Raw genomic sequence first — 12,418 nt, 5'->3', positions numbered from 1 at the left:
CATCAAAGGCCGCAGTGCTTTTCGCGGCGACTAACGCGCCGGGTACTTGCGGTCGAGCCATTCGTCGAACGTCGGCCCTGCCAGGATCGCGTTGGGGCCGGGCAGCAGCGCTCCGGCGGCTTGGAGTTCGTGATTGGGGTCCTCGGTGTCGACGATCTCCTCGACGCGGGACGGCTTGCCGAGGCGCGCGGCGAGTTTCGCCACCGAGGCGGCGAGGTTCAGCTCTTCCGGTCCCGCGAGCTCGACCACGTCGGCCGCCTCGTCGGCGAGGGCGAGCGTGGCCAGCTCTTCGGCGGCGACGCGGGCCGCGACGAGCTGGGTGCGGAAGCGCGGCACGTAGGCCGTGTCGTCGCGGGTGGTCCAGTCGAGCATCATCTCGGTGAACTCGTGGAACTGCGCCGCGCGCAGGACACGCACCGGCACCGGACCTTCGCGGTAGGCCGCCTCGTGCGCCAGCTTCCCGGCGTAGTGCCCCGCGGTGAACGGATCGATGCCGATGATCGAGACGACCGCGATCCGCCGCACGCCCGCCTCCCGCTGCAGGTTGCGCGCGATGGTGCGGAAGTAGTCCGTCACGGCCGCGGTCTCGGTGGTGTTCGCGTTGACCGCGTCGATCACGATGTCCACCCGGCCAGCGCCCCGTCCAGTCCCGCGCCGGTGTAGACGTCCACGCCCGCACCACGACTGATCGCCACCACCTCGTGGCCCTGGTCCCTCAGCACGTCGACCACCTCGTGGCCGATCCGCCCGCTCGCGCCGACTACTGCGATTCGCATCCGGTGACTCCTCCATGTCGATAGCTACGCCGAGACGACGATGCGGTGACCCGAGGTGTGACACGTGTCCGGGAACGTCCTGTTGTGCGGACTATCGCAGACTCGATAAGCCGCGTAGGCTCCGGCTCGACACCGAGGAGTCCTATGCCACAGGCACGAGACATCGATCAATTTCCGGTTCATGGCGAATTCGCCGAGGCCAGGGCCGCCGAAAAGGCGGAAAACGCACGCCAGCACGCCATCGCCGCGCGCACGGTCGCCGGATACGCCCACGATGCCGCCGATTGCGAGTCCCTGCTCGCCATGCTCGGGCTCGACGCCTTGGCGGGCAAGCGCGCCAGAGGCTTCGACAGCCGCTGAGGGCTGCGAACCGGTGGCGCTGCCGCCCGATGCCCGGCGCGGGTGCCCGGGCGGATCGGCCGTGCCCGTTGCGGTTCGCGACATCTTCGCCGAGAATGCCTGCCTGCGACCCTGTCACGCGCCCGCGGGACGGGCGATTGGCGGGTCGGCAACTAAACTGGATACTCAGACGACCGGGCGGCCGCGGCGTTTCACGCGCCCCCGAATGCGTCGGCGGGCCCGCGGCGTATCTAGAAGGCGAGGAGGTGGGGCCGATGTCGAGCACCGAGGATCGGCGCTTCGAGGTCCTGCGCGCGATCGTCGCGGACTATGTCGCCACCAAGGAACCGATCGGCTCGAAAACCCTGGTGGAGCGGCACAATCTGGGTGTCTCCAGCGCGACGGTCCGCAACGACATGGCGGTGCTCGAGGCCGAGGGTTACATCACCCAGCCGCACACCAGCTCCGGGCGCATCCCCACCGACAAGGGCTACCGGCAGTTCGTCGACCGGATCTCCGAAGTGAAGCCGCTCTCGCCCGCCGAGCGGCGCGCGATCATGGAGTTCCTGGAGTCCGGCGTGGATCTCGACGACGTGCTGCGCCGCGGCGTTCGGCTGCTCGCCCAGCTGACGAGGCAGGTCGCGGTGGTGCAGTACCCGACCGTGTCGGCGTCGACGGTGCGCCACATCGAGGTCGTCGCGCTGAATCCCGCGCGGCTGCTGCTCGTGGTGATCACCGACACCGGCCGGGTCGATCAGCGCCTGGTCGAGCTCGGCGCGGTGATCGACGACGAGGACCTGGCCGCGCTGCGCGCCATGCTCGGCGGCGCAATGGACGGCAAGCGCCTTGCCGCCGCCTCGGCCGCGGTCGCCGAACTCCCCGAGCGCGCCCCGCTCCAGCTGCGCGACGTACTGATCCGGGTGTCGACCGTGCTGGTGGAGACCCTGGTCGAACATCCAGAGGAGCGGCTGGTGCTCGGCGGCACCGCGAACCTCACCCGCAACGCCGCCGATTTCGGTCTGCCCGGCTCGCTGCGTCAGGTGCTCGAGGCGCTGGAGGAGCAGGTGATCGTGCTCAAACTGCTTGCGGCGGCGCAGCACCCCGGCACGGTGACGGTGCGGATCGGCGAGGAGACCCAGGTCGAGCAGATGCGCAGTACATCGGTGGTCTCCACCGGTTACGGCGTCGAGGGCGCGGTGCTCGGCGGCATGGGCGTGCTCGGCCCGACCCGGATGGACTATCCGGGCACCATCGCCTCGGTCGCGGCCGTCGCGCGCTACATCGGCGAGGTGCTGGCCGAGCGCTGACGCCGAACCGTGCCAACGGCGCTGCTACCCTCGAACCTCTGGCCGGATAAAGTTGAGTGCATCCGACTAATGCCGACGGTGTCGTCATTCGGTTGGAGCGGCACAGGCGAGTCACAGCGACCAAGGACTAGAGAACTCAAGTGGCACGGGACTACTACGGACTGCTCGGCGTCGCGAAGAACGCGACCGACCAGGAGATCAAGCGCGCCTACCGCAAGCTGGCCCGCGAACTCCACCCGGACGTCAACCCCGACGAGGCCGCCCAGGCCAAGTTCAAGGACGTGTCGGCGGCCTACGAGGTGCTCTCCGATCCGGAGAAGCGCCGGATCGTCGACATGGGCGGCGACCCGCTCGAGTCCGCGGGGGCGGGCGGCGCAGGCTTCTCCGGCGCGGGCTTCGGCGGCCTCGGCGACGTGTTCGAGGCGTTCTTCGGCGGCATGAGCGGCGCGGGCGGCGGTCAGCGCAAGCCGCGCGGCCGGGTGCAGCCCGGCGCCGACTCGCTGCTGCGCACCCGCCTCAGCCTCGCCGAGTGCGCGGTGGGCGTGACCAAGCACCTGACCGTCGACACCGCCATCCTCTGTGACAACTGCCACGGCGCGGGCACCAACGGCAACTCCAAGCCGGTGCGCTGCGAAACCTGCGGCGGCGCAGGCGAAGTCCAGTCCGTGCAGCGCTCGTTCCTCGGCCAGGTGCTCACTTCGCGGCCGTGCCCGACCTGCCGCGGCGCGGGCGAGACCATCCCCGACCCATGCCACAAGTGCGGCGGCGACGGCCGGGTTCGCGCCCGTCGCGAGATCGCCGCGCCCATCCCGGCGGGCGTCGCCAACGGCATGCGCGTCCGGCTCGCGGCGCAGGGCGAGGTCGGTCCCGGCGGCGGCCACGCGGGCGATCTGTACGTGGAGATCGTGGAGCAGCCGCACGACGTGTTCGTCCGCGACGGCGACGACCTGCACTGCACCATCCGGGTGCCGATGGTGGACGCCGCGCTCGGCACGACCGTGGTCATCGACACGATCCTGGACGGCCCGACGGAGCTGACCATCGCCCCCGGCACCCAGCCCAACGAAGTCTCCGTGCTGCGCGGCCACGGCATGCCTCGGCTGCGCTCGGGCGCCCGCGGCGACCTGATCGCGCACCTGGACATCGTGGTGCCGACCAAGTTGGACGGCAAGCAGACCGAACTGCTTCGCAAGTACAAGGGCCTGCGCGAGCGCGACCGCGCTGAGGTGATGACAGCGCAGTCCGAGCACAACAGCGGCCTGTTCGCGCGGCTGCGCGCCTCGTTCAGCGGGCGCTGAGCCGTTGGCCGCCACGGTCTTCTACCTCGACGACATTCCCGAGCCCGGCGCGATCGCGGTGCTCGACGGTCCGGAGGGACGGCACGCCGCGACCGTGCGGCGCATCCGGGTCGGCGAGCCGATCACCCTGTCCGACGGACGCGGTGTGCTCGCCGAATCGGAGGTCGTCGCAGCCCAGCGCGACCGGCTCGACCTGAGAGTGCTCGGCAAGACCGTGGCGCAACCGGTTTCGCCGCGCGTCACGGTGGTGCAGGCGCTGCCGAAGTCGGACCGCTCGGAGCTGGCCGTCGAGCTGATGACCGAGGCGGGCGCCGATGTCATCGTGCCGTGGCAGGCCGCTCGTTGCGTGGCCAACTGGGAGGGCAAGGCCGCCAAGGCCGTCGACAAGTGGCGTGCCGCGGCACGCTCGGCGGCCCGCCAGTCCCGCCGCGCCTACATTCCCGAGGTCGCCGATCTGCACCGCACCCGCGATCTGCTCGAGCTGGTCCGAAAGGCCAAGGCCGAGGGCGCGATCGTCGCGGCGCTGCACGAATCCGGCGGCGGCCGTTTCACCGAGCTGCCGTTCGGCGAGGCGCCGGAGGTGGTGCTGATCGTGGGCCCGGAAGGCGGACTCGACGATGCCGAGCTCACCGAACTCGCCGCGGCGGGAGCCGATGTCGTGCTGCTCGGGCCGACGGTGCTGCGGACGTCGACGGCGGCCGCGGTCGCGCTCGGCGCGCTGGGCGCGTTGACGCCGCGCTGGTAGCCGACCGCTACCCGGCGGACGGAACGCCGTCGCGCGAGCGGATCGACGCGACGGCGAACAGGATCGCCCCCGCCGCGAGCAACGCGCCGACGGTTCCGACCAGGCCCACCCAGCCCGCGTGCGCGAAGGCCAGACCGGACAGCCCGCCGACGACCGCGCTGCCGAGGTAGTAGAAGAACAGATACAGCGACGAGGCCGCCCCGCGATTGCCGCGGGCCAGCGTGCCGACCCACGCGCTCGCGACCGTGTGCGCGGCGAAAAAGCCCGCGGTGTAGAGCAATACGCCCGCGACGACGCAGCCGAGCCGATCCGGCACGCTCACCGCCAGTCCGACGCCCATCACCGCCATCGACGCGGTCAGCATCCGCTGCCTGCCGACGCGGTCGGCGAGGCGACCGCCCCAAGCCGAGGTCACGGTGCCCGCCAAATACAGCAGGAACACCGAACCCGCCACCGCCGCGGGCAATTCGAACGGGTGCTGGGTGAGCCGGTAGCCGAGGAAGTTGTAGATCGAGACGAAGCCGCCCATCAGGACGAAGGCCAAGCCGAACAGCGCGAGCAATCGGCGGTGTCGCAGCTGCTGCCCGAGATCGCCGAGGACCGTGCGCAATCCGGCGGGCCGTGCGACGAAACCGCGCGAGGGCGGCAGCAGCCGGACGAACCACACCGTGCATGCCGCTGCGGCAACGCCGACCGCCGCCGCTGCCCAGCGCCAGGACGCCACGTCGAGCGTGAACGAGGGAATCAGGCGCCCGGCCAGGCCGCCGATCGTGGTGCCCGCGACGTACACGCCCATCGCGGCGCCGAGCCCTTCGGCGCCGATCTCCTCGGCCAGATACGCCATCGCCACCGCGGGCACCCCGGCCAGCGCGACGCCCTGCAACGCCCGCCCGGCGAGCAGCGCGTCGAGCGAGGGACTGAACGGAATCAGCAGGCCGACGACAGCGGAGGCCGCCGCCGAACCGATCATCACCTTGGTCCTGCCGATCCGGCTGGACAGCGCGCTCACCGGCACGATGGCCAGCGCGAGACAGCCGGTGGTGAGCGAGACCGCCAGCGCCGCGCGGGCGGGAGTCGCGCCGAACGCCGCGGACAGGCTGGGCAGCAGCGCCTGCGCGTTGTACATCGAGGCGAAGGTGGTGAGCCCGGCCGCGAACAGCGCAACGGTGATCCGGCGGTCGTGTGCCGCGTCGCTCGTGCGTCGCTCGATGGTGCTTGCCGTGCCGGTCATGGCTACCTCCTGTTCTCAGCATTGCCACCGCCACTTCCGAAAGGAAATGAATAATGAACAGGGGCTTGATGCAGTAGATGCATATAGGGAGGCAGCGAGGTGCTCGGCGAAGATTTGCAGTGGTTCACGACACTCGCGGAACTCGAACGGATGAGCGCGGCCGCGGAACGCCTGCACATCGCCCAGCCGACGCTCTCGCGGATGCTCGCCAGGCTGGAGCGCAGGCTCGGTGCGGAATTGTTCGACCGGCGCGGAAAGCGGATCGCGCTCAACGAATTCGGCCGCGTCTATTACGAACACGCGCGCCGCGCGCAGGCCGAACTCGACGCCGCGGGCCAAGCCGTCGCCGATCTCGCCAATCCCGCGCGCGGCGTGGTGCGGCTGTCGTTCCTGCATTCCTTCGGCGGCTGGCTGGTGCCGCAGTTGATCGCCGGTTTCCGGCGCAACGCGGGCCGAGTCACCGTGACGTTGCGCCAAGGCGCCGCCGAGAAGATCACCCGCCAGGTTCTCGACGGCGCGGCCGACCTCGCCGTCGTCTCGCCGCGCCCGTCCGCGCCCGGCCTCGGCTGGCGCGGCCTGCTGCGCCAGCCGCTGGTCCTCGCCGTGCCCGCCGAGCACCGGCTGGCCGCGCGCAGACAGGTTCGCCTCGCCGACCTCGGCGGCGCCGAGTTCATCACCATGCATCCCGGGTTCGGCATGCGGCGCATCTTCGACGAACTGTGCGCGGCCGCGGACATCCGCCCGCGCGTCGCCTTCGAGGCGAGCGACCTGGTCACCGTCACCGGACTGGTCTCGGCGGGGCTCGGCGTCGCGTTGCTCCCACTGGCGGATCCCGCACCCTCCGCCGCGCGCTCGGGCCTGGCGCTGGTTCCGCTGGCCGACGAGGGCGCGTGGCGCGAGGTGGGGCTGATCTGGTCGGCCGCCGCGGCGCCGTCGGACGCGGTGCGACGCTTCCGTGACTTCGCCGAGGATTGGTCCGACGGCCACGGGGGAATATCCAGCACACGGCGGGAATGGCCGCCGCATCGGTAGCCGTTTATTCACTGTGCGCTGTCGGTGGGGCGCGTTAAACTTTTGTCATTCCCCAGGCAGTCGAGACCGGAAAGCAGGCTGTAACCACTTTTGCGAACACAAGGCGAGATCGGCGACCCGACCAACCCCACAGCAGGCATTGGCGCCCGCGACAACGGCTCGGGCCCCGCAGCGCGCACAGTGCGCTCCAGCATCGAACTCGCTCCCGAATCCGTGTTCCCCTTCCTCGGTTCGGCCGACCAGAATCTGCGTGAGCTCGAGCAGTTGCTCGACGCGGACATTCACGTTCGCGGCAATTCCGTGACCCTCACCGGCAAGGCGGCCGACGTCGCCCTCGCCGAGCGGGTCATCGAACAGCTCATCGCGCTGACCGGCCGCAACAGGGTGGTGACGCCGGAGGCGGTGCGGCACACGGTGTCGATGCTGACCGAAGGTTCCTCGGATTCCCCCGCGGAAGTGCTGAGCCTGGACATCCTGTCCCGGCGCGGCAAGACCATCCGCCCCAAGACGCTGAACCAGAAGCGCTACGTCGACGCGATCGACGCCAACACCATCGTGTTCGGCATCGGTCCCGCGGGTACCGGCAAGACCTACCTGGCCATGGCCAAGGCCGTGCAGGCGTTGCAGACGAAGTCGGTCAACCGGATCATCCTGACTCGTCCCGCCGTCGAGGCGGGCGAGCGGCTCGGCTTCCTGCCCGGCACGCTCAACGAGAAGATTGACCCGTATCTGCGGCCGCTCTACGACGCGCTGCACGACATGATGGACCCCGAGGCGATCCCGAAGCTGATGGCCGCGGGCGTCATCGAGGTCGCGCCGCTGGCGTACATGCGCGGTCGAGCGCAGCCGCTGCACACCAAAGTTCTGACCCCGTCTGGATTCCGGCCCATCGGCGAGATCGAGGTCGGCGATTCGGTGATCGGCTCGGACGGTACGCCGACCGAGGTGCTGGGCGTCTATCCGCAGGGCTTCAAGGAGATCTATCGCGTCCACACGCAGGACGGCGCATCGACGTTGGCCTCGGGTGATCATCTGTGGTCGGTGTACACGAGGTCGGATCGGCGACGCGGCAAGCCGCCACGGGTGCTGCAGACCAAGGAGATGATCGGCAATCTCCGGGCGGCCCATTATCACCGCTACGAGCTGCCGCTGCTGAGCAGTCCTGTGCGTTTCGACTCGCGCGCGGTGCCGATGGATCCCTACGCTCTCGGACTACTCCTCGGCGATGGTTGCCTCACGGGGACGACGACACCGACGTTCGCCACGAACGATCCGGAGTTGGTACGCGCGCTGGAGCAGGCGATTCCCGGGATTGTGGCGCGCAAGAAGACAGCTGTCGACTACGTGCTCAATCGGGTAGCGGCTCCCGGCGACGCGCGTACGATAGTCAACCCGGTGACCGCCGCGATCAGGAAGCTCGGCTTGGCGGGTACGCGCTCGAATACGAAGTTCGTTCCCCGCGAGTATTTGCTCAATACGCAGGATGTCCGGCTGGGAGTGCTGCAAGGCCTGCTCGATTCCGACGGCGGGCCGGTCACGCAAACGGGACGTACGTGCCGAATCCAGTTCACGACCGTCTCCAGCCAACTTCGAGACGATGTCGTATTCCTGGTGCAGTCCCTGGGCGGGATCGTCAGTACCAGGACACGCCCGGCCGCCGGGCGTAGACCTGGACGAGCTGACGGGCGTCCGGTCGAGCATCGCTCGGATGCTCACATCCTCGATATCCGGCTACCCGATGGCATCGCACCGTTCAGGCTCGTTCGAAAGTCCGCGAAGTACACCGAGCTCGGTGGCGGGCGTCCGATGCGATTCATCGATCGGATCGAGTCGGCCGGCACCGAAGAGGCGGTGTGTATCCGCGTCGCCGCTGCTGACTCGCTGTACGTCACCGAGGACTTCCTCCTGACACACAACACGCTGAACGACTCCTTCATCATTCTCGACGAGGCGCAGAACACCACCGCCGAGCAGATGAAGATGTTCCTGACGCGTCTCGGCTTCGGCTCCAAGATCGTGGTCACCGGCGACATCACCCAGGTCGACCTGCCCACCGGCGCCCGCTCGGGCCTGCGTGCCGCGTCGGAGATCCTCACCGAGATCGAGGACATCCACTTCGCGGAGCTCACCAGCAGCGACGTCGTCCGGCACCGCCTTGTCTCCGACATCGTCGACGCCTACGACCGCTGGGAGGCCACCCGGCCGCAGGTCACTCCGCACTACCCGGGCAACCGCGCCCAGCGCCGCGCCGCGAGCCGCGACCGCCGCTGACCGTCGCACACACCCAGCCGATCGCACCGGCCGCCGACCTTCATCGGCGGCCGGTCACGTCAGTCGACCCACCGCCATGAACATCACCCTCGGTCACCGGGCACACAGATCGGATGAAGGTCGCCTTCGGTTGGTCTGGCGGGATGACGGTGGCCTTCGGTCGGTGCTGGTCCGCCTTTCGCTCCGGCATGCGCGGGGCTGCGGGCGAACTGCGTCCGGCTGCGTCTAATAGGCTGTTCAGGTGAGCATCGAGATCGCCAACGAGTCGGGTATCGACGTACCCGAAGAAGACCTGGTCAGTGTTGCGCGGTTCGTGATCGCCCGGATGGACGTCCATCCGGCGGCCGAGCTGTCGATGGTGCTCGTCGATCTCGACACCATGGCCGACCTGCACATGCGCTGGATGGACCTGCCAGGTCCCACCGATGTGATGTCGTTCCCGATGGACGAGCTCGAGCCGGGCGGTCGGCCGGACAGCCCCGAGCCGGGCCCGTCGATGCTCGGCGACATCGTGCTGTGTCCGGAGTTCGCGGCGGCGCAGGCGCGCAAGGCGGGGCATTCGCTCGAGCACGAGCTCGCGTTGCTCACCGTGCACGGCGTGCTGCACCTGCTCGGCTACGACCACGCGGAGCCGGAGGAGGAGAAGGAGATGTTCGCGCTCCAGGCCCGGCTGCTCGAGGAGTGGTACGAGAGCCTGCGCGAGGCACGGCGGCGCGCCGAACTCGCCGAGCGCGACGCCCGCCTGCTCGGCAAGGCCGGCTTCACCGGACCCGGAGACGCGCTGGGTCCGGCGTGAGCTCACCGACCCTGATCCTGCTCGCCGTCTTGCTGGTGCCAGCGGGCGGCTTGTTCGCCGGCGTGGACGCGGCGCTGAACACGATCTCCCCGGCCCGCCTCGGCGACATGGTGCGCGCCGATCGGCCGGGCGCCGCGCGGTTGAGCCGCATCATCGCCGACCGCGCCCGCTACGTGAACCTGATGGTGCTGCTGCGCGTGCTGTGCGAGATCGGCGCGACAGTGCTGCTCGCCGCGGCGCTCATCGGGATATGGAACGACAACTGGGCGCTGGTGATCACCGCCGTGGTGATGGTGCTCGTCGACTACGTGGTGATCGGTGTCGGCCCGCGCACCCTCGGCCGCCAGCACGCCTACTCGCTGGCGTTGGCCGCCGCGCTGCCGCTGCAATTCATCGGCGCGCTGCTCGGCCCGATCAGCAGGCTGCTGATCCTGATCGGTAACGCGATCACCCCCGGTAAGGGTTTCCGCAACGGTCCCTTCGCCTCGGAGATCGAGCTGCGCGAGGTCGTCGAGATGGCCAGCGAGCGCGGCGTGGTGGCCGACGACGAACGCCGCATGATCCAGTCGGTGTTCGAACTCGGCGACACCGCCGCCCGCGCGGTGATGGTGCCGCGCACCGAGATGGTGTGGATCGAGGCGGACAAGACGGCGGCGCAGGCCATGTCGCTCGCGGTGCGCAGCGGCCACTCCCGCATCCCGGTGGTCGGCGAGAACGTCGACGACATCCTCGGCGTGGTCTACCTGAAAGATCTTGTGCCGTACGCGGACCGCAGCCGCAAGGTGCGGGTGCGCGACGTGATGCGTCCCGCGGTGTTCATGCCGGACTCCAAGCCGCTGGACGACCTGCTCGACGAGATGCAGCGCCGCCGCAACCACATGGCGCTGCTCGTCGACGAATACGGCGGCATCGCGGGCCTGGTGACCATCGAGGACGTGCTCGAGGAGATCGTCGGCGAGATCGCCGACGAGTACGACATGGACGAGACACCGCCGGTCGAGGAACTCGGCGAGGGTCGCTTCCGGGTGTCGGCGCGTTTGTCGGTGGAGGATCTCGGCGAGCTCTACGGCATGCAGATCGAGGACGAGGACGTCGACACCGTGGGCGGTCTGCTCGCGCACGAACTCGGCAGGGTGCCGCTGCCCGGTTCGAAGATCGTGGTGCACGGGCTGGTGCTGCGCGCCGAAGGCGGACCGGATTCGCGCGGCCGGATGCGGGTCAACACGGTCCTGGTGCGCAAGGCGGCGGAGAAATCCGAGAAAGCGGGCGCAGCGGTGGCCGAGGGCGCAAAATCCAACGGCGGCAAGCGCAATGGCAACAAGGACGAGGACGGAGCAACCGATGACTGAACTGGACGCCGAGGACACCAAACTGCTGACCCTGGCGCGCGGCGCGATGGGCCGCACCGGCGGGACGGGCGGCGCGGCGATCCGCGACACCGACGGCCGCACCTACGCGGCGGGCGAGGTGGATCTGCACGCGCTGCGGCTGACCGCGTTGCAGGCCGCGGTCGCTGCCGCGATCTCCAGCGGCGCCGAGGGTTTCGAGGCGGCCGTGGTGGTCGGTGGCCGGTTCTCCGACGCCGGTGTCGCCGCGGTGCGCGAGGTCTCCGGCGAGGCGCGGATCATCTTCACCGATCGCGCGGGCGCGGTGTTCGACATCGTCGACGACGCGGCGGGCGCCGAGGTGCAGGGTGGCTGACAACTCCGGCTCCACCGAATTCCGTTCCGGTTTCGTCTGTTTCGTCGGCAGGCCGAACACCGGCAAGTCGACGCTGACCAACGCGCTTGTCGGCGCGAAGATCGCGATCACCTCCTCGCGACCGCAGACCACCCGCCACACCATCCGCGGCATCGTGCACCGCGACCACGCGCAGCTCATCCTGGTCGACACGCCGGGTCTGCACCGACCGCGGACGCTGCTCGGGCAGCGGCTCAACGACCTGGTGCGGGATACCTATTCCGAGGTCGACGTGATCGCGATCTGTATCCCCGCCGACGAGAAGATCGGGCCCGGCGACCGCTGGATCGTGCAGCAGATCAAGCAGATGGCGCCGAAGACCACCGTGCTCGGCGTGGTCACCAAGATCGACAAAGTTGGTCGCGAGCAGGTCGCCGCGCAGCTGCTCGCCGTCTCCGAGCTGCTCGGTCCGGAGGCCGAAGTGGTGCCGGTGTCGGCGGTCAAGGGCGAGCAGGTCGAGGTCCTCGTCGACGTGATCGCCTCGAAAATGCCGGAGGGCCCGGCCTTCTACCCCGACGGCGAACTCACCGACGAGCCCGAGGAAACCCTCATGGCCGAGCTCATCCGCGAGGCCGCGCTGGAGGGCGTGCGCGACGAGCTGCCGCACTCGCTCGCCGTGGTGATCGAGGAGGTTCTCCCGCGCGAGGAGAACGAGGAGATGCTGGACGTGCACGCGCTGCTGTACGTCGAACGTCCCAGCCAGAAGGCCATCGTCATCGGCAAGGGTGGCAGCCGCCTCAAGGAGGTCGGCACCAACGCGCGCAAGCAGATCGAGCACATCCTCGGCGTGCGGATCTATCTGCACCTGCACGTCAAGGTCGCCAAGGACTGGCAGCGCGATCCGAAACAGCTGGGCAAGCTGGGCTTCTGAGCAAACGGTACG

General features: G+C 69.4%; 13 protein-coding genes. 10 read left to right on the top strand and 3 right to left on the bottom strand.

Annotation, left to right across the window (positions count from 1 at the left end):
• Positions 1-30: 30 nt before the first annotated feature.
• The gene (locus tag NAM01S_RS19365; RefSeq protein ID WP_253798986.1) at positions 31-627 is read right to left on the bottom strand and encodes an SDR family oxidoreductase; all 597 of its coding nucleotides are present in this window, start codon (positions 625-627) and stop codon (positions 31-33) included.
• A complete protein-coding gene (locus NAM01S_RS36660; protein WP_253798989.1) occupies positions 615-776 on the bottom strand; it encodes an NAD-dependent epimerase/dehydratase family protein in 162 nt (53 codons plus the stop codon). The genes NAM01S_RS19365 and NAM01S_RS36660 overlap by 13 nt, the downstream gene beginning before the upstream one ends.
• Before the next feature lie 144 nt (positions 777-920).
• Here NAM01S_RS36660 and NAM01S_RS19360 point away from each other — a divergent pair, with 144 nt between their 5' ends.
• The 4 genes from NAM01S_RS19360 (at position 921) to NAM01S_RS19345 (ending at position 4,465) form a co-directional block, all read left to right on the top strand.
• Positions 921-1,136, top strand: a complete 216-nt coding sequence (locus NAM01S_RS19360; RefSeq protein WP_067787241.1) for a hypothetical protein — start codon at positions 921-923, stop codon at positions 1,134-1,136.
• Between the two features lie 254 nt (positions 1,137-1,390).
• Entirely contained in the window at positions 1,391-2,422 is a 1,032-nt protein-coding gene (gene hrcA, locus NAM01S_RS19355; RefSeq protein WP_067787327.1) for a heat-inducible transcriptional repressor HrcA, read from the top strand.
• Between the two features lie 140 nt (positions 2,423-2,562).
• A complete protein-coding gene (dnaJ, locus tag NAM01S_RS19350) occupies positions 2,563-3,720 on the top strand; it encodes a molecular chaperone DnaJ (RefSeq protein ID WP_067787239.1) in 1,158 nt (385 codons plus the stop codon).
• Positions 3,721-3,724: 4 nt separating this feature from the next.
• Complete coding sequence (locus NAM01S_RS19345) at positions 3,725-4,465, top strand: 16S rRNA (uracil(1498)-N(3))-methyltransferase (protein ID WP_067787238.1); 741 nt, start codon at positions 3,725-3,727, stop codon at positions 4,463-4,465.
• 7 nt (positions 4,466-4,472) lie between these two features.
• Here NAM01S_RS19345 and NAM01S_RS19340 read toward each other — a convergent pair whose 3' ends face one another.
• Entirely contained in the window at positions 4,473-5,696 is a 1,224-nt protein-coding gene (locus NAM01S_RS19340) for an MFS transporter (protein WP_067787236.1), read from the bottom strand.
• A 99-nt stretch (positions 5,697-5,795) separates the two neighbouring features.
• On the opposite strand from NAM01S_RS19340, the gene NAM01S_RS19335 reads away from it, so the two are divergent.
• From NAM01S_RS19335 to era, 6 genes are all read left to right on the top strand, one after another.
• The gene (locus NAM01S_RS19335) at positions 5,796-6,728 is read left to right on the top strand and encodes a LysR family transcriptional regulator (RefSeq protein WP_067787234.1); all 933 of its coding nucleotides are present in this window, start codon (positions 5,796-5,798) and stop codon (positions 6,726-6,728) included.
• A gap of 180 nt (positions 6,729-6,908) precedes the next feature.
• On the top strand, positions 6,909-8,999 hold the full coding sequence (locus tag NAM01S_RS37525) for a PhoH family protein (RefSeq protein WP_443678289.1): 2,091 nt from the start codon (positions 6,909-6,911) through the stop codon (positions 8,997-8,999).
• 241 nt (positions 9,000-9,240) lie between these two features.
• A complete protein-coding gene (gene ybeY, locus NAM01S_RS19325) occupies positions 9,241-9,795 on the top strand; it encodes an rRNA maturation RNase YbeY (protein WP_067787232.1) in 555 nt (184 codons plus the stop codon).
• Entirely contained in the window at positions 9,792-11,144 is a 1,353-nt protein-coding gene (locus NAM01S_RS19320) for a hemolysin family protein (RefSeq protein WP_067787230.1), read from the top strand. The genes ybeY and NAM01S_RS19320 overlap by 4 nt, the downstream gene beginning before the upstream one ends.
• Complete coding sequence (locus tag NAM01S_RS19315; RefSeq protein WP_067787229.1) at positions 11,137-11,496, top strand: cytidine deaminase-like protein; 360 nt, start codon at positions 11,137-11,139, stop codon at positions 11,494-11,496. The genes NAM01S_RS19320 and NAM01S_RS19315 overlap by 8 nt, the downstream gene beginning before the upstream one ends.
• Positions 11,489-12,406: a GTPase Era gene (gene era / locus NAM01S_RS19310; protein ID WP_067787227.1), complete on the top strand. Its 918-nt coding sequence runs from the start codon at positions 11,489-11,491 to the stop codon at positions 12,404-12,406. Before NAM01S_RS19315 ends, era begins: the two co-directional genes overlap by 8 nt.
• Positions 12,407-12,418: the final 12 nt, after the last annotated feature.

This window comes from Nocardia amikacinitolerans NBRC 108937 (assembly GCF_001612615.1).
Lineage (GTDB): Bacteria > Actinomycetota > Actinomycetes > Mycobacteriales > Mycobacteriaceae > Nocardia > Nocardia amikacinitolerans.
Note: the sequence above shows the minus strand (reverse complement) of the source record. Positions and strands in the feature narration are given on the sequence as shown.

Bases quoted from the DNA above. Each gene is read 5' to 3' on its own strand.
- NAM01S_RS36660 (WP_253798989.1), bottom strand. From the start codon at position 776: ATGCGAATCGCAGTAGTCGGCGCGAGCGGGCGGATCGGCCACGAGGTG.
- NAM01S_RS19360 (WP_067787241.1), top strand. From the start codon at position 921: ATGCCACAGGCACGAGACATCGATCAATTTCCGGTTCATGGCGAATTC.
- hrcA (WP_067787327.1), top strand. From the start codon at position 1,391: ATGTCGAGCACCGAGGATCGGCGCTTCGAGGTCCTGCGCGCGATCGTC.
- NAM01S_RS19340 (WP_067787236.1), bottom strand. From the start codon at position 5,696: ATGACCGGCACGGCAAGCACCATCGAGCGACGCACGAGCGACGCGGCA.
- NAM01S_RS19315 (WP_067787229.1), top strand. From the start codon at position 11,137: ATGACTGAACTGGACGCCGAGGACACCAAACTGCTGACCCTGGCGCGC.